A 22,221-nucleotide genomic window follows, 5' to 3' on the forward strand; every position below is an offset into this window, starting at 1 on the left:
GTAAAGTGTTTCAGCGTGTATACATTTCATGAGACAGCTGCACACGGAGCGAATCAGCAAAGGCGGCCGTGTCCTGGCCGTAAACGGCGCGGAATGCGTCGCGACCCGCCTGAGCCTCCTCACCAGTCTCCTCCCTGGCGCCGACGGCGCGCATCCAGCGATAGAAGCCGCTCCAGCCACGGCGGTCGAGCAGACTGGCCGCAGCAAGCTCCGTCACGGCCGACACGCGCTCGGATCCCAGGGACGAGGACGCCTCCTCAAAGCCCTGTTTCGTTTCAAGTTGCACGAGATTGGGGACGCCCCCGCCCTGGCGGAGCTTCTCGAGCCAGGCGCGGCGATAGTCCGGCAGCGTGCCGTAGCCGGCTTCTTCCAGGCGGCCCGTACCCGCGAGGTAGGCGATGCCGCGCGAGAGCCAAGCCATTTCCTTGGATTCCGCCCCCATGTTCTGCGCCTCAAAGACGCGGGCCGTCATGACGGCGAGGTTGAAGATGCGCTGACGCTCATCCGTGAGATTGGCGACATTCAGGAGGATCGTGCTGCCGCTCTCCACCCAGAGGCTGTCGCCCGAGAAGTCATTTGCCTCCTCCTCGCTCATGCCGGTCAGAGTGGCAGCAGCCTGCACCATATCGTCCCGGCTGTTCGTCAGGATGATCGTATAGGCACCGCCGAGCGCGCGGCCGAAACGCTTTGTGAGGAACTCCTGCGAATTCCTGACCTCTTCCTTGACGGCGGCCGCCATCTCCGGCATCACGCCTGCGCGCACTTCATAGTGGATCTCGGCCGGCTGCTGCCTCTGCTGCTGCCACCAGGCCGAGAATTCCTGCAAATAATCAGCCGAGCTCATGTCGAAGGCGCTGGCAAATGCTGCCTCCCCATCCTTTTCCTCGCCTAGCGCATAGAAGTACTTCTTCAGCCGTTCATTGGCCTCTTCGCGCGGATAGCGCTGCAGGAGGTACCAGGTCATGAGATCGGCCATCTGATAGGCGTGATTTTCCCTGGCCATGACGGCTTTGCGCTGCTCGAAGTCAAGGTGCATGAGGCTCTCCGGACGGATGACCTTCGGTGCGGCCAGCAGGGCGTCAAGCACATCCATCTGCCATTTTGCAAACGGACGCCCACCGTACTGGTCGGCCAGCAGTGCGCCGATGTAGTCGGCCGAGCCCTCCGACAGCCAGAACAGCGCCTGTTCGTCGGTATCGTTGCCGTGACTCAGCTCGTACTGCACCTGATGGAAGAGCTCGTGGCCGGTCGTCGCTATGCGCTCGCCGCTCGTGTCCATGACGCCGGCCGTGCCGTTGATGGCCGTCGTGCGGATGCGCCCTCCCGACCAGCCGCCCGAGACAGCCGCGACCTCGCGCGCATCGTCTGCTGAGAGGTCGAACTGCTTGCGCAGGACCGCGGCGTAATCGTCTTCCGAAGCCGCGATGTAGACGTCGACCGAATGGCGAAGGCCCGTCCCCATCTCGCGGTGCAGGAGAAGCGGAAATTTCTCCGTGGCCAGCTCGACATCGCGGCGCGCGGCGGCAGAGACGTCTCCTGCTTCGTGGATGCGGATGGCGGGATTCGTCTCCCGATTCTCGAGATACGCGGCAAACGTCGGCCAGAGATCGCTCATGTGGAAGCCGGCCCAGCCCGCACCGCCGAGCAGCAGCAGGAATATAAGGACGGCAAGAATTTTTTTCATGACAAACCTCCTCCGTCAGCGGCGCTGCCAGCGGCAGGTCGTGTACTCCAGAAGATCGATGAGACCGAAGAGCAAAAGGCCCATGCCGCTCAGGACGAGGATGCCCGCATACATCTCGAGGTAGTTGACGCGCAGCCAGGCATCCATGATGTAGTAGCCCATGCCGTACTGCGTGCCAAACGTCTCGGTGAAGAACAGCACGGAAACGGCCGTCGCCATGGCCACGCGGATGGCCGTGACGGATTTGGGCCACGAGGCCGGCAGGATGACATAGCAGAAGACCTGGAGGAACGAAGCGCCAAGCGAATACAGCGGGTAGTACGTCTCCTCCGGGATGGCGCGTATGCCGTCACGCACGGCCACGACGACCTGAAAGACAATGATGAGGAAGATCATGAGGATCTTCGAGAGTTCCCCGACGCCGGCCAGCAGCATGAGGATTGGCAGCAGGGCGATCTTGGGGATGGGATACGTCAGATAGACGACGGGTGACAAGAGCCGGTCAGCCCGCCGGAAATATCCCATGAGGACGCCCAGCGGGTACCCGATGCCCACGGCGAGCGCGAGTCCGGCAAAGATGCGCCAGAGACTGTAGGCCCCGTGTATGGCGATGTCGGAGACAAAGACGCGGCCAAGCCGCGCAAAGACGCGCCAGGGCGACGGCACGATGGGCAGCTGCAGGAGCTCGGATGCCCCCCACCAGGCGGCGAGCAGGAAAATTGCCGCACCAAGATACGATAGGAAGATATGGCGCGTGGCCTTGAAATGATTCATGCCTCCACCTCCAGCTTCCGGATGGCTTCGCGCAGGGCCTGGCCCTGCCGGAAGAACTCCGTCGTATTGCGCAGCTCCCGATGGCCGCCCAGGGGATTGTCGATGACCTTGGCGACGCGTCCCGGCTGCGCGGCCATCAGGACGATTTTCTGACCGAGGCATAGCGCTTCCTCCACGTAATGCGTCACGAGCAGCGTCGTCACGGACTGCTGCTGCCAGAGCGTGAGGAAGACATCTTGCATCGTCTCGCGCGTGATGGCGTCGAGCGCCGAAAACGGCTCATCCATCAGCAGGAGGTCGGGCTGCAGCAAAAAGGCGCGCGCGAGGCCGACGCGCTGCTGCTGGCCGCCGCTGAGCTCATGCGGATAGCGGTCCAAAAGCTCCGCGATATGGAGCTTTGCCGCCAGTTCCTGCATGCCCTGCCCGCGCGTATCCTTCCGGCTGCCGCGGATCTCGCAGCCCAGGAGGATGTTCTGCCGCACGGTCTTCCAGGGCAAAAGCCCATAGTTCTGCGGCATGAAGCCGATGCACGTCTGCCTGGGATTGACGGGGCAGCCGTCGATGGTGACGCTTCCCTCCGCCGGGCGGATGAGGCCGGCGATGACCTTCAGCAGGGTGGACTTGCCGCAGCCGGAAGGTCCGATGATAGCACAAACCGTTCCTTGCGGAACGGTGAGGCTGACACCTGAAAGTGCCGTGATTATCCGGTTGTGCGGGCGCGCTGCCCGGTAACGGACGGTCAGGTTCTCAATCGCGATCATGATGATGCCTTGCCCAGAAGATCCGTGACGATATCCTGGTAGCCATACGTATCCTTGATGAGATCTTTGCTGCGGAGCCACTGGATGCAGTCCGTCACATCCTGCTCCTTCGGCAGCGCGGCCTTATGGTACTCCGGCAGTTTTAGGGCCTCCTTGGCTGCCGGCGGGAAGCCGCCCTTATCCACCACGAGGTCGATGTATTCGTCGCGCGGCGTGTTGTTGAGGTAGTCGACGGCCCGGTTGTAGGCGCGGTACATGGCGGCGATTTCCGCCTTCTTGTCCGCAACGGCCTTGGACGTGAAGAGGATGACGCCGGGGTTGATGCCGAGCTCATCCGAGCCTGTCACGAAATGGCAGCCATTGTGTACGGCGATGCTGGCCATCGGCTCGGGCAGCGTGGCAGCCGCGAGCTTGCCGTTCTGCAGCATCTCGAGGCGCGTCGGGATCTGCGGGATGATGACCTTGTTGATATCGCCCTCCTGCATGCCGTTGTGCATGAGGATCTGATCCGTCACGTACTCGATAATCGTATTGCGCGAGACGCTGACATCCTTGCCTTTGAGGTCCGCCACCGACTGTACGCCGGCCTCTTTGCCCGCGACGAGCTTGTAGCTGCCGTCCGTCATAGACGTGACCTTCACGTCGAAGCCGCCGTCTTTCGCAAACGCCACGGCCAGCATATCCGAGACGGCACCATCGAGATTGCCGCTCTGCAGGGCTGAATCGCGGTCCATCGCGCTCTTGAACTGCTGGATGTCCACCTTGAGCCCTTCATCGGCAAAATAGCCTTTCTCCTGGGCGATGATGAACGGCAGCGAATCCGTATCGGGCATGAGGCCCACGGCCAGCGGCTGCAGATCCTTTTGGGACTTGGCCGCCTGATCATCCTGCGAGCCGCAGCCTCCCATCGCCAAAAGCATGGCGACGGCCGTACCCGCACATAAGAATTTCTTCCATTTTGAACTCAGATTCAATAAATTCAACGCACACACTTCTCTCATTTAAATTTTTATTTTGGGGAATCCAGGCAGAAACTCAATGCAGGAGCATGTCGAGCGCCATCGAGGCTCCTGCCTTGACGTAGTAGAGGGCCGTATCGATGACATCCTTGTTCTCGTCATACGCATTCGCGGCTTTTTCCTTCATCTTGCCGGCCTCGTTTTTCATAGCTTCGACGTCGCTGAGCTTGGCATTGACATCGTCAAGCATGGACTGCGCGTCTGCCAGGGACTGGTTCACAGCATCGGTGCTGCTCGTATTCTGAGACTGCTGCTGCTGCGCGGACTGCGCCGCTTTCTGGCGGTCCGCCTCCTTGCCCGTCACCTTGTCGAGGATCTTCTGCACGGTCGAGGACGAGGCATCATCGGCGGCCATCTGCTCCTGGCGGCCGGCCAGGCGGTCCGAATCCTGCTGCAGGCTGCGCTTCTGCTGCTCGAGCTCCTTCTTCTGCTGTTCGAGCTGCTGGCGTTTCTGCTGCAGGTCCTTTTCCTGCTGGTCGAGCTTCTGCTGGCGGTCCTTCATCTCCTGCGCCTGATACTGGCGCTCATTGGCCGCCAGATCCGCCTGATCCTGCCGGTAGCCGGCGATTGCGAACCCCGCGAACAGGGCGATGAGAAAGCCCGCGCAGAGCAGGATGGCCTTCTTGCGCCCCGGCGTCAGCCAGCCGCCCTTCCCATCCTGCCGGTCCACCACGGGCTGCAGCTGGCGCACATCATCGTTTTGCTGCGGGAAGGGCTGCTGGATGGACTCCGCCTGCTCCGCCGCATCGGTCAGCGGCGGCAGCGACTGGGTATCGTCAAGCTTCGGCGCCGTTTTGCCGGCATTGCCTGCCGCACCTTTGCCCGCGGCCTGCTGCAGGCGCGCCTGTTCGTCGGGCGTCAGGCAGCGCGTCGCTTCCTCATCAGGGATGCCTCCGCGCAGCTGCTGTCCTGGCCGCACAGGCGTCAATGGCTCCTGCGCATCTGTCTTTTTGATCTGGTCATTCCGGCCAGCGTTGTCATTGTTGTTCATTGTGCACTGCCTTCGGCTTTTCTCGTTTCCAGTTCAATCATCGCGGCATGCTCCTTCTGCATCGTCTCGCAGAGGCGGCGCAGCGTCCAGAGCGTATTGAAGGGCGTGACGACCGATTTATAGTGGACCTGCGGCACGCCAGCTTCCTTGAGGGCCAAAAGAACCTGGTCGAGCCGCTTGTTGCGGATGTTCTGGAGGATCATGACCTCATGCGGGAACACGAAGTCATCATTTTCCTCGTGCTTCGTCTGCCGGAAGCCCTTGAGCCCCAGCAGGAAGCCGACTTTCTCGCGCCAGGCCTCCTCCGGCAGCAGACGGGTCTTGATGCCCATGCGGTGCAGGGTCTTCTGTGCGAGTTCGAGCTTCGCATCATCGTGGAATTGATAAAACAGGACTTGTTCTTCTCGCTTCATGGGTTTTCCTTTCTCACATTCTGTCTCACTTGGAGAGGCCGCGCATCAAAAGATACGTGATGAGTTCATCCATCGTGACCTCTTCATGCTGCATGCGCTCCTCGAGGCTCTGGCGGAGCGTCTTTGGCAGGCGCACGGTCAGCAGGCCCGCCGTCTCCTGGGGTACTGCCGGCTGCTGGGGTACTGTCGGCTGCTCCTTGGCCGCCTTCTTCCTGGCTTTCTTGCCCTGCGGCTCAGACGGCTGCATTTCTGCCGGCTGCGGCTTCTTCACCGCCTCGGCAGCTTCTGTCCGGGCTGACTGCTCCGCCTGTTCGAGACTCTCGGTCTTCTGGGCTTTGCCCGGCTTTACGCGCAGATCAGCCTTGTCGGCCTTCGCATGCTTGGCATTCTTGCCGCTCTTGACCACCTTGGCCGCTTTCGTTTCCTTTGCGTCCTTTGCAGACTTGGCATCCTTTGCTTCTTTTGCGTCTTTGACGTTCTTCGGCTCCTTGGCCTCCTTGCGGTCCTTGGACTCATTCAGGACTTCCTGTAAGTCCTTCTGCTCTTTCTTGCGCTTGACGCGCTTCTTCTCCGCCTCCGGCTTCTCCTCCGGCTGATTCTGGACCTTGGCGGCTTTCTTGCCGGCCTTTGCGGCCTTCGGCTTTTCCTCCGGCGGGTAGACGATGAACTCGTCATAGGCGCTGCGCAGCGTTTCGCTGGCCTGCTTCGTACCCACGCCGATGATGTAGGATTTTTCCCGGGAATTGAGCATCTCGGCGATGCGCACGAAATCGGAATCCGTCGTAATGACGAAGTAGCGGCGCACGCCCTCCTCGTAGAGCAGCTTCGCCGAATCGTAAAGGGCCGAGTCAAGCGAGTTCTTGCCGAGGAACGTGCGGCTGATCTGACGGAACGTGAAGCCCGGGCGGCGCAGGAGCTTGTCCCAGCGCTTCTGCTCAGGGCGCGCGTCCCAGTCGGAAATCACGATGGTGCGGCAGGGCTGGAACCGCCTTGCCTTGCCGAGCGTGTAATTCAGCATCTCAAAGGGGGCATTCTCGATATCGTAGAGGATCCCCACGGTCGTATTGTTTGAAACCAATGTCATATACTATTCTTCCTATTCATGATTGCCCGACGCCGTCACTGGGCGCGGTCGCCCACGCGGCGGGCCAGGAATTTCTCTTCTTGTTCGAGGGTGCGGGCCTGCGCGAGCTGACGCTCGGCATCGCGCAGCGTAGCCGCCTTCTTGTCGGTCATCCAGTCCGCATAGCCCTGTGCGTATGCGATGTGCAGATCGCAGATCTTGAGGCGCAGCTTCTGCAGCGACTGGGCCGCAGCAGGCACGTCAATGGCAGAGAGCTCCTCCCTGCGCTGCTGCCAGTCCGGCACAACCGTATCCTGCATCAGCGCCTTGAGTGCCTCGCGCGTCTGCTGGTTGCCGAGGCTGCCGGCCGCCAGCGTCGTCGTGAAGTCCTCCTGGGCCTTCATCATCGTCTCATTGTGTCTGGCGATGACGGCATTGGCCGCGTCGGCATAGGCTTTGAGCTTCGCCTGGCGTGCCCTGGCGAGGAAGGAGGCGAAATCCCCGACGTTCGTCACGCGTGTCACGCGCCAATCGCCATCCTCCTGTTTCGTGAGCTCAACATCAAAGACGAATTCCTCGTCGGCTTCCTTCTGGAAGACGCGGATTTTCGCCGTAGCCTGCCCCTTCTCCTCATCCTGCGTCAGGCTGTCGAGTCCGCGGTATTCCATCTCGAAAAGGCCGCTTTTCTCAAGGAACTGGCTGGCGTCAAGCGCCGTGCCGCTGCCAGAGGACGCGCCCGGCCAGCTGCCCGTGGCGACGTACTGCTCCACGGCGGATTTGAGGCTCGTGAGCAGCGGGGCCTTGAGCATCTGCGTGAAATCCCCGATGGCGGCCTTCTCCTCCTCGCTGCCCGCCGTGTCGGCGAGCACGAGGCCCGCCATGAAATCATCGTACGATGTGTCGAGCAGCGCGTCGAGGTCGACGTAGCGCTCAAAACGGTCTGTCTCGTGCTTCGTCAGAGCCGTCTCGATCTGCTGCAGCGCATACTCAGGCGTTTTCGTATGGACGTGGAAATACCACCAGGCACCGCCAAAGAGCATGGCGATGACCAGCAAAAGGACAACGATCAACTTGAATTTCAGCATCTTGCTCATACGCTTATCCTCCAGCGAAACTGTCAGCTCTTATGATGGTTGGCCGCTTCGATGATGCCGCCGCCCACGACGGTATCGCCGTCGTAGAAGACCACGGACTGCCCCGGCGTCACGGCGCGCTGCGGCTCCGCAAAGGTCACGCGGACTTTGCCTGCGGCAAGGGGCTCGACGCGGGCCCTGCCCTCGCGCTTGCCGTAGCGGACCTTGGCTGTAACCGCGATGGGCTCAGCTAGTGCATCGATGGCGATCCAGTTGAGATCGCCTGCGACCAGGCTGTCGGCATAGACATCATCGGCGCCGCCGACGACCACGCGGTTGTGTGCCATGTCGAGATCGACGACGTAGAGCGGATGCGCAGCGGCAATGCCGAGTCCCTTGCGCTGGCCGATTGTATAGAGCGGCACGCCCTCATGATGGCCGAGCACATGGCCAGCAGTGTCGACGATGTCGCCCGGGTGCAGGCACGCCGGGTTGTGCGCGCGCAGATACGCCTTGTAGTCGTCGTGCGGCACGAAGCAGATCTCCTGGCTGTCCGGCTTGTGCGCGACCGGCAGGCTGTACTTCTCGGCGAGCTCGCGCGTCTCCACCTTCGTGTACTCGCCGAGCGGCATGAGGAAATGCGCGAGCGACGACTGATTGAGATGGTAGAGCGCATACGACTGGTCCTTCTTCTCGTCGATGCCCTTCTTGAGGAGATACCGTCCCGTCTCGTTCTGGCCGATGCGGGCGTAATGGCCCGTCGCCACATAGGAGGCGCCGAGCTCCATGGCCTTCTGCAGCAGCCCTTCGAATTTGACGTAGCGGTTGCAGGCGATGCAGGGGTTTGGCGTCCAGCCCTTCGCATAGTCCGCGAGGAAATAGTCGATGACCTTCTCCTTGAACATGTCCTTGAAGTTCATGACGTAATGCGGAATGCCGACGATCTCCGCGACGCGGCGGGCATCGTCCACACTGCTGAGGCTGCAGCAGCCCCGGTCGTTCTCCTCAAAATCACGGCTCTCCTCCGACAGGCGCATGGTGACGCCGATGACATCATAGCCGCGCTCGACGAGCAGCGCCGCCGTCAGCGAGCTGTCCACGCCGCCGCTCATCGCGACGACGACTTTCTTCTTCTCCATATCGATGTGCAAGTCCTTTCTGTGACAAATCCTGCGCCGGCACGCACCTGCGCCCGGCCGCTCTGCCGGCATCTCCGGCAGGGCTCCGCAAGGACAGGAACTTATCTTCTAGTATATCATATCACGAGCCGAAAGCTCAACCGTCACCCGGCAGCGACAGGCGTCATTGGACGGACGGCGTTCCTTCTGCTAGACTGGAAGAAAGAACAGGAGGGTTTACATGCACGTCACAGGAATCATCGCCGAATACAATCCATTCCACAACGGCCATGCGTATCAGCTGCGCCGCATCCGCGAGAAGCGGCCCGATACCATCATCGCCGTCGCCATGAGCGGCAGCATTGTGCAGCGCGGGACGCCGGCCGTGCTCGACAAATGGCAGCGGGCCGAGCTTGCCATCGCAGGAGGCTGCGACCTCGTATGCGAGCTGCCCTTCCTCTTCGCGTGCCGCAGTGCGCAGGACTTCGCGCGCGGCGGCGTGCGGCTGCTCACGTCACTCGGCATCAATGCGCTGGCCTTCGGCGCCGAAAGCGATGACCTCGGCCATCTGCGCGCCCTCGCCGCCGCCATCGATGCGCCGGAGACGCAGGAGCGCACGGGCCGGCTCATACGCGAGGGGAAGTCCTACGCGCAGGCACTCACGGCCGCACTGCAAGGCCTTGGCTTTGCCCACGGGCCCGAGCTCCACAAAGCCAACAACATCCTCGCCGTCGAATACCTGCGGGCCCTGCGCGGCACAGCCGTCACCCCCTTTCTCATCCAGCGCCGCGGGGCCGGCTACCATGAAGCGGATCTGCAGGAACTCGCAAGCGCTACGGCCATACGGCAGGCCCTGCGCACGAAAACGCCCGACTGGACCGCCCTCGCCGCCGCCATGCCGCCTGGGACGCTGCGTGTCCTGCAGGAGGCCTTCCCCGGGGCCATCCCGGAGCCCGATGCCCTGCTGCGCGCCCTGAAGCTCCGGCTGCTGACGCTCAGCCGCGATGACCTCATGGCGCAGTACGGCCTGCCCGCGGGCGAAGGCATAGAGAACCGCCTGCAGGAGGCGGCCGGGCGCGCCAAATCCACCGGGGACTTTCTCCAGGGCGTCGTCACGAGCCGCTATGCAAAAAGCCGTGTCCAGCGTCTCATCCCCCACCTGCTGCTCCAGACGCCGCGCACCCTCGTGGCCGCTGCCGATGAAAAAGGCCCCTGCTACCTGCGCGTGCTTGCCTGCAGTGCACGCGGCTGCCTGCTGCTGCGCCGGGTCAAGTGCGAATCCCCCCTGCCCCTCATTACAAAGGTCGGCCCCTTCCTCCACTCCCGCGACCGCCTGCGCCTGCCGGAGCTGCCGCGTGAGCGCCAGATGCTCGCCTTTGACACCTTTGCCACGGAACTTCGCACGCTGACGCTGCCAAGCCTCTCGGCTCCCGACGACTTCACGCGCTCGCCGCGCTTCTTCAAGCCATGAAGGTTGGAAGATTACAACTTTACATATTTTTATTTACAAACAGCGTCAGTTGTTCTATAGTAGAGGAATATCCTTATCACGAACATAGATGGACACACAAAACGAACAGGACCATGAAACCATGACCATATGAAAGGAAGGATTTCCATGTCTCAACGTCCTCATATCAAAGAGCTCCTGATCTGCCGCAGCCTGCTCTCCGACCCCGCCTGCCAGGCTCTCGCCGATGTCCTCTCGGGCCAGGAGGAGAAGGCCGGCACCTGTGCGGCGCTGCTCATTGAGACGGCCGAAGAGGTCGGCCTTTCCGGCAATCTGCTGCGCTCCTATCTGCTCTACCGCCTCGTCCATGACGCCAACCTCGCCGCGCAGACCACCGAGGTCAGCCGCGGCCCCATCGGCGAAAGCCTGCATCAGGCCTTCGTGCAGGACATCGCCCTGCTGCTGCCTTTCCTGACGCAGCCCGCCAGCGACTTCCTCGGCCTCGAGCTCCTCGACGACTACCAGCCGACCACGCCGCTCGCCACCGAGGCCTTCACGGCTCTGCAGGACTTCCTGGCAGGAGCTGAGACGGCCGAGGACTACGCCAAAGGCCTCCTCACGTATTACAGCCGCTACGGCTACGGCGACATTGCCTCCTACAAGGCCTTCCGCTGGGATGAAAAGAACCAGGTCCTCGTCGGCATCCGCCATTTCGAAGCCATGCAGATGGACGATATCATCGGCTATGCCCACCAGAAGGAACAGCTCATCGACAACACGGAAGCCTTCGTCCAGTGCAAGCCTGCGAACAACGTCCTGCTCGTCGGCGCGCGCGGCACGGGCAAGTCCTCTGCCGTCAAGGCGCTCGCCAACGTCTACTACCAGCGCGGCCTGCGCCTCCTGCAGCTCACCAAGCCCCAGCTCCAGAACCTGCCGGCCATCATGGAGAATTTGCGCTACTTCGCCAGCAAGCGCTTCATCATCTTCCTCGACGACCTCTCCTTTGAAGAGGCCGAGGCCGAATACAAATACCTCAAGTCCGCCATCGAAGGCGGTGTCGAGTCGCGCCCCGAGAACGTGCTCATCTACGCCACGTCCAACCGCCGCCACCTGATCCGCGAGCACTGGCGTGACCGCGCGGAGGGACAGGACGAGGTCTACCGCGACGACAGCATCAATGAGACGATCTCGCTCTCCGACCGCTTCGGCCTCATCATCCAGTATTACGCGCCCGACCAGAAGGAATACCTCGCCATCATCGATCACCGCCTGCGCAAGGCCGGCATCGAGCTCTCGCCCGAGGAACTCCGCATCGCCGGCACACGCTGGGAAATGACGCACAGCGGCCGCAGCGGCCGCACGGCCCAGCAGTTCGTCGCACATTACCTCGGCCAGCTCGACGGCTCCAACAACTGAAGCCTTTCCCACATAAGCAGCAAAAAGGAACCTGCCGCTCGAAGCAACTCGCTTCATGCGGCAGGTTCCTTTTCTATATCTGCGTTTCTGCGCTGTGATGATTCAGCAATAGATGGCCACGGCCTGCGGCATCGTATCGATCGTCAGCGGCAGCATCGGGCCGCACTCCCCGTCGATATCGCTCTCCACGGGAATGCCCGACTCGATGTGGAAATGCTTTGCCTGCACGTGCAGCACATCCTCGCGCTCCGACACGGGCTTGCCCGCGATGAGATCTGCCGACAGGGCCATGAGCTTCGGAATGCTGCACTTGCCGATGGACAGGAGGTCGAGCTTGCCGTCATCGACCTCGACGTGCTCGGCCACATTCTTCATGCTGCCGACCACGGCACTGTTGATGACGACAAACAGGAACGTCTCGAGCTCATACAGCCGGCCGTCCGCTTCCACTTTCAGCGGGAAATAGCGGAACTTCGGCAGATCGCCGATACCCTTTAAATAATAGGCCATCTTGCCGAGGGAATTCTTGAACCGCGCGTTGACCTCATGCGCGATGCAGGCCATGGCCCCGCCACTGGCCACATTGATGAAATACGTATCGTCGACGAGCCCGAGATCCACACGGCGGCTGCGCCCTGCGGCAATGATGTCGATATAGGCCTCGAGATCCTCATTGACGCCGAGATACGTGGCGAAATCATTCGACGTGCCGCTGCCAATGATGCCGAGCGGCAGATCGAGCCCGCCCTTCATCATGAGATTGACGATTTCGTGGACCGTGCCGTCGCCGCCCGCCACGAGCAGTCCATCAGGCTGCATCTCCTGCACGAAGGGGATGAACTCCTCATTGCCCTCGCGGCGCGTGCGATACAGGATGACTGCGATATGGCGACGCTGGAACGCCTCAATGATCCAGTCCAGCTTATTCTTGAACGCTGCATGGCCAGAAACCGGATTATAGAAGAGAACCAATTTTTTCAACGATACTTCCTCCATTTCCTCTACTTTCTTGACAAGACTCATTTAAACACGCCGATGCGGCGCAGGGCGCGGATGCCGATGCGGCCGATCAGCGGGATGCGCACGAGATCCTCCTCGAGCAGGCCGCCGATGAGCAGCATGACGGCGATGTAGACAAAGCAGCCGAAGAACACCGCGCCGAACGTCGAAATGGCGCCGATGGCCCACCAGGCGTACGTCCACTCATAGAAGAAGTAGACGGCAGCTGCCATGACCGCAGCTGAAAAAATCGTCTTGAGGAGCTGCGGGATCTCCATGCGGTAGCCGATGAACTTGTAGATGAAGAACAAATTGATGATGGCTGCGACGCCCATGTCGGCAGCCGTTGCCCAGGCCGCACCCATGATGCCGAGCCAGGGGATGGCCGTGAGTTCCCAGTTCAGGATGACCTTGGCCGCCGCTGCGAGAATCATGTTGACCATCGGGATGGTCGGATGGCCGAGGCCCTGCAGGATGCCCGTCGAGACCTGATGCAGGCCGAGCAGCACGATGCTGACGGCCGAGATCATGACGGCAGGGCCGGCGCCCGGCGCATTGTAGATGAGGGATGCGATCGGCGTCGCGAGCACGAAGACGATGACAAAGGCCGGGAAGCAAACGAAATTCGAGATGCGCACCGAGGCCGCCGTCTGATTGTAGACGCGCTTCATGTCGCGCAGCGCGCGCGCTTCCGAAATGGCCGGCACGATGCTCATCGCCATCGAGGCCGTGATGATGCACGAGAGGTTGACGAGCGGCACTGCCATGCCCGTCAGGTAACCGAAGAGCTCCGTCGCCTCATTGACGCTGTAGCCGGCTACTTCCAGGCGCTGCGGCACGATCATGAGATCGAGGTTCGAGACGACCGGCAGCATGATGCTCGCCGCCGACACCGGCAGCGACAGCGTGAAGATGCGCCGCACGATGCGGAAGACCGATTCATGCTCGGTCCCCGGCAGCGGCTGGATGTCCTTGCCGTAATCGCGCTCGATGTCGCGGTCGAGCTTCCACTGGTAATAGACGAGCACGATGAGGCCCGTCACCGCGCCGGCAAGCGCGCCGAGAGAAGCGCCGGCCGCCGCGTAGTCGAGGCCCCAGGGCAGGAAGAGCTGCGCCAGGAGGATCATCGTGATGACGCGGAAAATCTGCTCGACAATCTGCGAAACGGCCGTCGGCGTCATGCGCTGCCAGCCCTGCAGATAGCCGCGCGAGCTCGCGAGCAGCGTCACGAAGAAAACGGTCGGCGCGAGCACGACCATCGACATATAGGCGCGCGGATCACGGATGAAATGCCATTCGATGAGCCAGTCTGCCGCAAAGTACGTCAACACCGAGAAGAAGAGGCCCGTCACGACCATCAGCGCCATCGAAATGTGGAAGACACGCTTGGCCCCGAAAATATCCTTGAGCGCCACGCGCTCCGCCGTGATGATGGAGATGGCCACCGGCACGCCGGCCTGGGATACCGTCATGGCAAAGAAGTAAATCGGGAAAGCCATCTGATAGAGGCCGATGCCCTCGCCGCCGAGGATACGCGATACGAAGATCCAGTTCAACGAACCGATGACCTTGACGACAAAGCCGGCAATCGTCAGGATGAAGGTGCCCTTGAGGAACGATTCGCCCTTGGACTTCATTTCCTCCGCTGGTTCCGTTCCGAGCGCGGAAGCCTCCATCTCTACTTTTTTTTCTACATCTTGCTTGCTAATTGAAAACACCGCCTACGTGCGCAGATACACTGCCAGGATTAAAATAGAAATAAGAGAGGCAGGTTCCCCCGCCTCGTTCTCTTTTGCAAAAAGAATAAAATGTCGTTATAATGGTACTCAACATTGAGATTATATCATCATTGCGCCAATCAATCCAGTATTTCTTTGCAGGAACTGCCTGCAAAAACCAGAAAGGAGTCCCGGCATGGACATCAACCTCATGGGCTTCGATATCAGCATCGGACGCCAGAAACCAGAAACCATCCGTCATCAGGAAAATGACTGCCCCTTCTGTGACCGCAGCCAGCTCACGGACATCCTTGCCACCGAAGGCGACATGATCTTCCTGCGCAATAAATACAACGTCATTGAGGGAGCCGACCAGTTCGTCCTCATCGAGGGCAGCGCCTGCCACAGCGATATGCCCGACTACACGAAAGAGCACATGCACGCGCTCATCCGCTTCGGCCTGCGCATGTGGCAGGACCTGCTCACGAGCGGCCGTTACGAAGCCGTGCTCTTCTTCAAGAACTACGGGCCGTTCTCGGGCGGCACCATCCGCCATCCGCACATGCAGCTCATCGGCCTGCCTCACGTCAAGCGCGAGCTGCTCTGCCAGCCTGAGGAATTCGAAGGCCCCGCCATCGCCAGGCGGCATGGCGTGACGCTCAACGTCTCCACCGTGCCGCGCATCGGCTTCTGGGAATTCAACATCGTGCCCGAATCGCTCACAGATGAAGCCGTCGCGACGCTCGCCGACTTCATCCAGCTCACCGTCGATTACCTCATGCACCGCTTTGCCGCGCAGACCAGGAGCTACAACATCTTCTTCTACGAAAACGACGGCCGCATCGCCGTCAAGATCCTGCCGCGCTTCGCCACGCCGCCTATCTACGTCGGCTACGGCATCCACTTCCGCCCGAGCAGCCTGACTTCCGTCATCGACGAGATGCAAAAGCTCTACTTCGCGGAAGAATGATAAAACACCTCATCCGTCAGCCTGCGGCTGCCACCTTCCCCAGAGGGGAAGGCACGCGCTTTGTGACGCTCGTATGTTCTGCCGAAGGGCGCGGTGGAAGAGGTCCATGTTCTGCCGAAGAGCAAGAGCCTAAGCGGAGGGATGTATTCCGCCTGGAGGCGCGCAGCGATTGCCCGCGATAATACCTGAGGGAACGAGGGCGCATAAGCGGAGCGTTGGCGCCTGGCGTTAAGAAGGGATTTTTTCCTTGCCAGCTTCCTGGCGAACGAGCGTCGTTCAAGCAGCGCGCGTTTCGCACGTTCGTCAGGCTTCGTTAAAAAGGAAAAAAACCTTTAGCCAGCCGACTTCGCACAGCGTTGCGCCCTCGTCCCCGTCTTTCACATTCAGCTGCGCGCTGAAGCCGGAATACATCCCGCAGCGCCGTCTCTTCGCCCGCATCTGCCAGCAGTAAAAGACGTCCATGAACAAAAAGTCACATTCTGACAATCAGGTCAAGAATGTGACTTTTTCATTCCTATATCTCGTAAGCCGGGCCGTCGTCGAGCTCCTGTTTGAGCATGCGCCAGTCCGGGCAGAAGCGGTCCATGCGGGCGTGGAAGGCTGGACCGTGATTGTGCACCCAGAGATGCGTGAGCTCGTGGAGCATGATGTAGCGCAGGATGGCCGGCCGGTACTGGGCGAGCTTGAGATTGAGCCAGATGCGGCCCGCCGCGGTGTTGCAGGTCCCCCAGCGCGTCTTCATCTTCTTGATGCGGTACTCCCGCGGGCGGCGGCCGACGATGGCCTCGGCCTCGCCCTGCAGCGCCTCGATGCCCTGTGCGAGCCGCGCGCGGTACCACTCTTCAATGGCCTTCTGACGCTCCTCAGCCCCCAGCGAAGCCTCCGCGTGGAGCAGAAGCCTGCCCGCCCGGACGCAGACGACAGGCCGCCGCGCAGGGCTTTCCCGCACGGTCAGCACATAGGGCCTGCCCCAGAGATAGAAGACCTCGCCCGTCTCATAGCGGTGCTCGGGCAGATGCGGCCGCAAAGCAGCTCTTGCCCGCTGTTTCTCAACCCAGGGCCAGTCGCGCCGCAGCAGCCGCCCGATCTCGTCATCGCTCAAACGCCGCGGCGCCGTGACGCGCACCTCGCCCGTCTCGCGGTCCACGCGCACATAGAAATTCTTGATGGCCTTGCGCGTGACGGCGACAGCCGTACCGGAAACCATCAGCTGCGAAACGGCCCCTGCTCTCCTTTTCATCTCAGTCCTGCGGCTTCTGGCGGTCTGCCATGGCGTGATCGTAGATGGCCTGCAGCTCCTCGCCCGTGAACTGGTAGCGCTCGCCGCAGAACGGGCAGCATGCCTCCGCATGGCCGTCCTCCACGAGGGACTTGAGGTCCTTCTCGCCGAGGCTCAGGAGCACCTCGCTGACGCGCTGCTTCGAGCAGTGGCAGCGGAAGGCCAGTTCCGTTTCCGTCAGGTAGTGGATATCGAAGCCCTTGAGCACGGCCGCGATGATGCCTTTGGCATCGTAGCCCTCATCCACCATGTGCGAGACGGAGTTCACCTCACGCAGATTCGCTTCGAGGCGGTCGAGGACCTCGTCACTGACATCGGGCAGCGGCTGCAGGATGAAGCCGCCCGCACCGATGCAGGCAATGCGGTCGCCGGCATGGCCGACGAGCACGCCGAGGCCGACGCTCGACGGCGTCTGCTCGGAGACGTAGAGGTATTTCGTCAGGTCGTCGGCGATCTCACCGTCCGTCAGCGGCGCGCTGCCCGTCACGGGGTTGCGCAGTCCCGTGAAGCGCGTGACCGTTACCGTGCCGTCCGTGCCGACACCGCCGCCGACATCGATCTTGCCCTTGTCATTCTGCGGCAATTCAACATGCGGATTGACGACATAGCCGCGCACGAAGCCCTCGGGCGTGGCATCGGCCGTGACCCGGCCGAGCGGCCCGTGGCCATCGAACGTCACGGTCAGGGCTTCCTGATTCTTGAGATTGGCCGCGAGCAAAAGCGCGCCCGTCATCGTGCGGCCGAGCGCCGCCGCGGCGACGGCGTGGCAGTCATGGCGGCGAATGGCCTCATTGACGAGATTCGTCGTGACGGCAGCGTAGATGCGCACACCCTCTGCCGTCGCTTTTACAAGATGATCTTTCATATATGAATAATTAACTCCTTTTTGTGAGATTCATGCCTTGGGAGGCAGCGTGAGCTCGGCGAGCACCTCATCCGTATCGATGTCATGGATGCGGATCGTCTCGTCCTGCCAGACGGCGATGGTGTTGCGGCCGTCCGGACGCTTGGAAAGGGCGGCCGAGCCAGGATTCACGAAAACGGTATTGCCGCGCTGCTCGAGCACCGTCACATGGACATGGCCGCTGATGAAGACATCCGCCTTCAGGTGCGCCGCCATCGCCTCCTTTTCCGCATCCGTCATGACAGCATCGCCGTGCGTGATGATGATGCGGCGCCCCTCCCAGACGACGTAGGCATACGGCGCGAGGATGGGCGTCTCGAGGCAGCTCGCATCGACGGAGGAGTCACAGTTGCCGCGCGCAATGACGACGGGGACTTCCGAATGATTGATGCGTTCCACGAGGCCGGCCGGATTGTAATCCGCCTTCATCGGATTGCGCGGGCCGTGATAGAGTACATCCCCGGCATGCAGGATGAGGTCCGCATCGTGGAAATGCTTGTCGTAAGCCTTGGCCCAGGCCATCTCATGGCCGTGCGTATCGCTGATGATACCGATTTTCATAAAAATGCTCTCCTTTCGGCAAGATAGCAAGATACGCCTGGCAGCAGACCGTCTTACGGACAGCGCCGCCAAGCGCATAAAGATCGATGGATTGTTGCAGATAAACGGGCTGAAATCAGCCGATGTTCTTGAGCAGGTTGGCCATCTCCATGGCAGCCATGGCGCCATCGACGCCCTTGTTGCCGGCTTTCGTGCCCGCACGCTCAATGGCCTGCTCGATGTTCTCCGTCGTCACGACGCTGAAGATCGTCGGCACGCCCGTCTGCAGGCCGACCTGGGCGACGCCCTTGGAAACCTCATTGCAGACGTAATCGTAATGCGTCGTCGAACCGCGGATGACGGCGCCGAGGCAGATGACGGCATCGTATTTGCCCGACTCCGCCATCTTCTTGGCGACGATGGGGATCTCAAAGGCGCCCGGGACCCAGGCGACATCGATATCCTCGTCCTTCGCCTCGTGACGGTGCAGCGTATCGAGTGCGCCGCTTAAAAGCTTGCTCGTGATGAACTCATTGAAACGTGCGACGACGAGGCCGAACTTGAGGCCCTTGCCCGTCACAAAACCTTCCATTACATTTGCCATGTTTTTTCCTCCATTCCGCTGGAACCAGGCTGCCCGCTTCGGTCCGGCAGCCTGGACACTTGTGTTGAATCGCTTATTTCAGGGTATCGTCACTGAAGATATGGCCCATCTTGACCTTCTTGACCGTGAGATAGCGCTTGTCAAACTTGTTGGCATGCACCTGCAGCGGCACGCGGCCCGTGATCTCGAGGCCGTAGCCCTCGAGGCCCGCGCGCTTCGCCGGATTGTTCGTCATCAGGCGGATGCTCGTGAGGCCGAGGTCCGCGAGGATCTGCGCGCCGATGCCATAGTCGCGCAGATCCGGCGCAAAGCCGAGCTCAACGTTGGCTTCCACCGTGTCGCGGCCCTTGTCCTGCAGCTCATAGGCGCGCATCTTGTTCGCGAGGCCGATGCCGCGGCCCTCCTGGCGCATGTAGAGCACGACGCCCGCGCCCTCTGCCTCGATCTTCTTGAGCGCGAGTGCGAGCTGGTCGCCGCAGTCGCAGCGCAGCGAGCCGAGTGCATCGCCCGTCAGGCATTCGGAATGGACGCGCACGAGCACATCCTTCTTGCCGCGCACATCTCCCTTGACGATGGCGATGTCGCATTTGTTGTTGAGCTCGTTCTCATACGCATGGATGCGGAAATGGCCGTACTTACTCGGGAAATCAACATCAGCGACCTCGTGCACGAAATTCTCCGTGCGTTTGCGGTATTCGATGAGTGCCTTGACCGTGATGATGTGCAGGCCGTGCTCCTTGGCGAATTCCTTGAGGCGCGGCGTACGCATCATGTGGCCGTCGTCATCCATAATCTCGCAGCAGAGACCGGCCGGATAGAAGCCGGCGAGGCGCGCAAGATCCGTCGTCGTCTCCGTATGGCCGGCACGGCGCAGCACGCCGCCCTCGACGGAGCGCAGCGGGAAAACGTGGCCCGGACGGCGGAACGTTGCAGGCTTGGACTTCGGGTCGAGCAGCTTCTTGATGGTATCGCAGCGCTCAAAGGCCGAGATGCCCGTCTCCGTATCGTAGGCATCGATGGAGACCGTGAAGGCCGTCTCGTGGTTGTCCGTGTTGTTGACGACCATCTGGCCGATGGCGAGTTCATCGAGGCGCTTGCCGTCAATCGGCGTGCAGATGAGGCCCTTGGCATACGTCGCCATGAAGTTGATATCCTGCGGCGTCACCGTCTCAGCGGCGACGATGAGGTCGCCCTCGTTCTCGCGGTCCTCATCATCGACGACGACGACCATCTTGCCATTCCGGATATCCTCGATGGCCTGTTCTACAGTTGCAAAATCTGACATGTATCTTCACTCCTGATTCGTTTTTGATCTTTGCGGATTATCTTGCGGATTAAATAAAGAAGCCGTTCCGGACGAGGAAATCCTTCGAAAGGCCCCCCGCATGCTCCGGTCCTTCTGCCGTTCCATAGGCACTGCCGAGGATCTTCGCGACGTATTTGCCGATGACATCGTTCTCGATGTTGATGGCGTCTCCCTGCCTGCGGCTGCCGAGGTTCGTGACCTCGCGCGTGTGCGGGATGAGGCTCACCGTGAAATCGCGATCCGTGACCTCCGCCACCGTCAGGCTGATGCCGTCAAGGGCGACCGAGCCCTTCTCGACGATACCCTGCAGGATGGAGGGCTCCACCTCCACCGTCATGAGGATGGCATTCTTCTCGTCGCGGAATGCGCGGATCGTGCCCGTGCCGTCGATATGGCCCGAGACGATATGGCCGCCGAGGCGGCCGCCGAGCTGCAGTGCGCGCTCGAGGTTCACGGGGCTGCCCTGCCGCAGGCCGTCAAGCGACGTGCGGCGCACCGTTTCCGGCATGACATCGGCTGTGAAATGGCGGGCATCAAACGAGGTCACCGTCAGACAGATGCCGTTGACGGCGATGCTGTCGCCCACATGTACATCCTTGAGGACCTCCCTGGCGGCAATGGTAAGCGAGCCGCCGCCGAGCCGCTGGATGCGGCCGACCTCTTCAATGATTCCTGTAAACATAAGCGTCCCTCATTCATCATTTCGTATAAGCGGTGACGAGGATGTCTCCTCCAAGCCGCTCGACCTCCATATCCCGGAGCTCTACGGCATCCTTGAGCTCCGCAAAGCCCTCGCCCTCCACCGGGGTCAGAGCCGTGCGCCCGCCGATGAGCTTCGGTGCGATAAAGGCGTGTACCTTGTCGACAAGGCCGGCCTGCAGGAACGAGAACCCGATGCTGCCGCCGCCTTCGACGAAGATGGAGCAGATTTCCTGCTGACCGAGCTCCTGGCAGAGAAGCTTCAGATCGACCTTGGGGCCTGGCCCTGCCGTCATCACTTCGATACCGGCCCTGCGCAGGGCCTCGACGCGTGCAGGAGGTGCCGCCTCCGTCACGGCGATGATCGTGCGCGCGGCCTTGTCCGTGACGACTCTCGACTCAAGCGGCGTGCGCGCGCAGCTGTCCACGATGATGCGGACGGGATTCTGGCCCGTGCCATCCGGCAGGCGGGCCGTGAGGCTCGGGTTGTCCGCGAGCACCGTGCCGATGCCCGCGAGGATGGCGTCATAGCGGTCGCGGTACGCATGTACACGCAGCCTTGCGGCCTCACCCGTGATCCACTTGGAAGCTCCCGTGCGCGTCGCAATCTTGCCGTCAAGCGACATGGCCGTCTTGAGCACGACAAACGGCATCTTCTGCGGAATCCACTTGAGGAAGACCTCGTTGAGCTTCCTCGCTTCCTCCTCGAGCACGCCGCAGACGACCTCGACGCCCGCCTCGCGGAGAATGCGGATGCCTTTGCCCGCCACGAGCGGGTTCGGGTCCTGCATCGCGATGACGACGCGGCGGATGCCGGCTTCTGCGACGGCCCTGGCGCACGGGCCCGTGCGGCCGTAATGCGCACAGGGCTCAAGCGTCACATAGAGCGTCGCGCCCCTGGCAAGCTCCCCCGCCATGCGCAGCGCATGGACCTCCGCATGAGGCGTACCGGCTTTCCGGTGCCAGCCGGCAGCCACGATGCGGCCGCCGCGTACAATCACCGCACCCACCATGGGATTTGGCGAGGTCCGCCCCTCGGCATTGCGGGCAAGCTGCAGGGCTTCCCGCATGAATTCTTCATCCTGCATGCAATCACCTCAGACTCTCATGATTCACCAAAGGAACATGGATCTGTGTATGAGACATTGAGAAAACAAAAAGCCGCTGGAAGATCTCTTCCCAGCGGCTGCTTTTACATGTGAAAAAACACGTGCCTGCCTTTTCTCATCCCGACTATACGGTCGGCTCCGGAATCACACCGGATCGTGCCTGCCAGGCAGGCTCGCGGGCTATACCGCCGGTGGGGAAACGCTCCCCGCCTCAAAGACAAATCTCTGCCTTTTATATTACCACATCTGTGCGTATCTGAAAAGACAGTCCACAAAATTTTTGACATTCTGGCCAGAATCCGGGCACAAACAAAAAAATGCCGCACCAGGA

General features: G+C 61.3%; 22 protein-coding genes and 1 riboswitch. Of the genes, 3 read left to right on the plus strand and 19 right to left on the minus strand.

Going from position 1 to position 22,221, the window contains the following annotated elements; all coding sequences use genetic code 11:
- Positions 1-10 precede the first annotated feature (10 nt).
- The 9 genes from DWX75_RS01875 to mnmA all read right to left on the minus strand — a co-directional run bounded on the left by DWX75_RS01875 (position 11) and on the right by mnmA (position 8,917).
- Positions 11-1,684: a hypothetical protein gene (locus DWX75_RS01875; RefSeq protein WP_118014373.1), complete on the minus strand. Its 1,674-nt coding sequence runs from the start codon at positions 1,682-1,684 to the stop codon at positions 11-13.
- A gap of 15 nt (positions 1,685-1,699) precedes the next feature.
- Complete coding sequence (locus DWX75_RS01880; protein WP_118014376.1) at positions 1,700-2,458, minus strand: ABC transporter permease; 759 nt, start codon at positions 2,456-2,458, stop codon at positions 1,700-1,702.
- Positions 2,455-3,219, minus strand: a complete 765-nt coding sequence (locus tag DWX75_RS01885; RefSeq protein WP_118014378.1) for an ABC transporter ATP-binding protein — start codon at positions 3,217-3,219, stop codon at positions 2,455-2,457. The genes DWX75_RS01880 and DWX75_RS01885 overlap by 4 nt, the downstream gene beginning before the upstream one ends.
- Positions 3,216-4,139, minus strand: coding sequence for an ABC transporter substrate-binding protein (locus DWX75_RS01890; RefSeq protein ID WP_118014380.1), 924 nt, complete (start codon positions 4,137-4,139; stop codon positions 3,216-3,218). Before DWX75_RS01890 ends, DWX75_RS01885 begins: the two co-directional genes overlap by 4 nt.
- A 115-nt stretch (positions 4,140-4,254) precedes the next feature.
- Positions 4,255-5,229, minus strand: coding sequence for a hypothetical protein (locus DWX75_RS01895; RefSeq protein WP_118014382.1), 975 nt, complete (start codon positions 5,227-5,229; stop codon positions 4,255-4,257).
- Positions 5,226-5,642, minus strand: coding sequence for a DUF3783 domain-containing protein (locus DWX75_RS01900; RefSeq protein ID WP_118014384.1), 417 nt, complete (start codon positions 5,640-5,642; stop codon positions 5,226-5,228). Before DWX75_RS01900 ends, DWX75_RS01895 begins: the two co-directional genes overlap by 4 nt.
- Before the next feature lie 25 nt (positions 5,643-5,667).
- Complete coding sequence (locus DWX75_RS01905) at positions 5,668-6,726, minus strand: NYN domain-containing protein (RefSeq protein ID WP_118014385.1); 1,059 nt, start codon at positions 6,724-6,726, stop codon at positions 5,668-5,670.
- A 35-nt stretch (positions 6,727-6,761) separates the two neighbouring features.
- Positions 6,762-7,799: a DUF2939 domain-containing protein gene (locus DWX75_RS01910; RefSeq protein ID WP_118014387.1), complete on the minus strand. Its 1,038-nt coding sequence runs from the start codon at positions 7,797-7,799 to the stop codon at positions 6,762-6,764.
- A gap of 23 nt (positions 7,800-7,822) precedes the next feature.
- Positions 7,823-8,917: a tRNA 2-thiouridine(34) synthase MnmA gene (gene mnmA, locus DWX75_RS01915; RefSeq protein ID WP_118014472.1), complete on the minus strand. Its 1,095-nt coding sequence runs from the start codon at positions 8,915-8,917 to the stop codon at positions 7,823-7,825.
- A gap of 220 nt (positions 8,918-9,137) precedes the next feature.
- Here mnmA and DWX75_RS01920 point away from each other — a divergent pair, with 220 nt between their 5' ends.
- Both DWX75_RS01920 and DWX75_RS01925 read left to right on the plus strand, forming a co-directional pair.
- Entirely contained in the window at positions 9,138-10,367 is a 1,230-nt protein-coding gene (locus tag DWX75_RS01920; RefSeq protein ID WP_118014389.1) for a nucleotidyltransferase family protein, read from the plus strand.
- 147 nt (positions 10,368-10,514) lie between these two features.
- Complete coding sequence (locus tag DWX75_RS01925; RefSeq protein ID WP_118014391.1) at positions 10,515-11,762, plus strand: ATP-binding protein; 1,248 nt, start codon at positions 10,515-10,517, stop codon at positions 11,760-11,762.
- 102 nt (positions 11,763-11,864) lie between these two features.
- Here DWX75_RS01925 and DWX75_RS01930 read toward each other — a convergent pair whose 3' ends face one another.
- Positions 11,865-12,743 (minus strand): diacylglycerol kinase family protein, encoded by an 879-nt coding sequence (locus tag DWX75_RS01930; RefSeq protein WP_118014474.1) that lies wholly within the window; start codon positions 12,741-12,743, stop codon positions 11,865-11,867.
- A 38-nt stretch (positions 12,744-12,781) separates the two neighbouring features.
- A complete protein-coding gene (locus DWX75_RS01935) occupies positions 12,782-14,398 on the minus strand; it encodes a polysaccharide biosynthesis protein (RefSeq protein ID WP_118014476.1) in 1,617 nt (538 codons plus the stop codon).
- Between the two features lie 277 nt (positions 14,399-14,675).
- Between DWX75_RS01935 and DWX75_RS01940 the strand changes: the two genes are divergently transcribed.
- The gene (locus tag DWX75_RS01940) at positions 14,676-15,449 is read left to right on the plus strand and encodes a DUF4931 domain-containing protein (RefSeq protein WP_118014393.1); all 774 of its coding nucleotides are present in this window, start codon (positions 14,676-14,678) and stop codon (positions 15,447-15,449) included.
- A gap of 303 nt (positions 15,450-15,752) precedes the next feature.
- Here the strand turns inward: DWX75_RS01940 and DWX75_RS12040 are convergent, their stop codons facing one another.
- The 8 genes from DWX75_RS12040 to ribD form a co-directional block, all read right to left on the minus strand.
- Complete coding sequence (locus DWX75_RS12040) at positions 15,753-15,917, minus strand: hypothetical protein (protein ID WP_158558748.1); 165 nt, start codon at positions 15,915-15,917, stop codon at positions 15,753-15,755.
- A gap of 46 nt (positions 15,918-15,963) precedes the next feature.
- Positions 15,964-16,689, minus strand: coding sequence for a M48 family metallopeptidase (locus DWX75_RS01945; protein WP_158558749.1), 726 nt, complete (start codon positions 16,687-16,689; stop codon positions 15,964-15,966).
- Position 16,690: 1 nt separating this feature from the next.
- Positions 16,691-17,593, minus strand: coding sequence for an Hsp33 family molecular chaperone HslO (gene hslO, locus DWX75_RS01950; protein WP_118014398.1), 903 nt, complete (start codon positions 17,591-17,593; stop codon positions 16,691-16,693).
- Positions 17,594-17,623: 30 nt separating this feature from the next.
- On the minus strand, positions 17,624-18,193 hold the full coding sequence (yfcE, locus tag DWX75_RS01955) for a phosphodiesterase (RefSeq protein ID WP_118014400.1): 570 nt from the start codon (positions 18,191-18,193) through the stop codon (positions 17,624-17,626).
- A gap of 115 nt (positions 18,194-18,308) precedes the next feature.
- Positions 18,309-18,776, minus strand: a complete 468-nt coding sequence (gene ribE / locus DWX75_RS01960) for a 6,7-dimethyl-8-ribityllumazine synthase (RefSeq protein ID WP_118014402.1) — start codon at positions 18,774-18,776, stop codon at positions 18,309-18,311.
- Positions 18,777-18,849: 73 nt separating this feature from the next.
- Positions 18,850-20,061 carry a bifunctional 3,4-dihydroxy-2-butanone-4-phosphate synthase/GTP cyclohydrolase II gene (locus tag DWX75_RS01965; RefSeq protein ID WP_118014404.1) on the minus strand — a complete coding sequence of 404 codons (1,212 nt, stop codon included), beginning with the start codon at positions 20,059-20,061 and terminating at the stop codon, positions 18,850-18,852.
- Between the two features lie 49 nt (positions 20,062-20,110).
- Positions 20,111-20,764, minus strand: a complete 654-nt coding sequence (locus DWX75_RS01970) for a riboflavin synthase (RefSeq protein WP_118014406.1) — start codon at positions 20,762-20,764, stop codon at positions 20,111-20,113.
- A 16-nt stretch (positions 20,765-20,780) separates the two neighbouring features.
- Positions 20,781-21,869, minus strand: a complete 1,089-nt coding sequence (gene ribD, locus DWX75_RS01975) for a bifunctional diaminohydroxyphosphoribosylaminopyrimidine deaminase/5-amino-6-(5-phosphoribosylamino)uracil reductase RibD (RefSeq protein WP_118014408.1) — start codon at positions 21,867-21,869, stop codon at positions 20,781-20,783.
- A gap of 124 nt (positions 21,870-21,993) precedes the next feature.
- Positions 21,994-22,113: riboswitch (FMN riboswitch) on the minus strand.
- Between the last annotated feature and the right edge of the window lie 108 nt (positions 22,114-22,221).

The sequence above is a fragment of the Mitsuokella sp. AF21-1AC genome, from assembly GCF_003458855.1.
GTDB lineage: Bacteria > Bacillota > Negativicutes > Selenomonadales > Selenomonadaceae > Mitsuokella.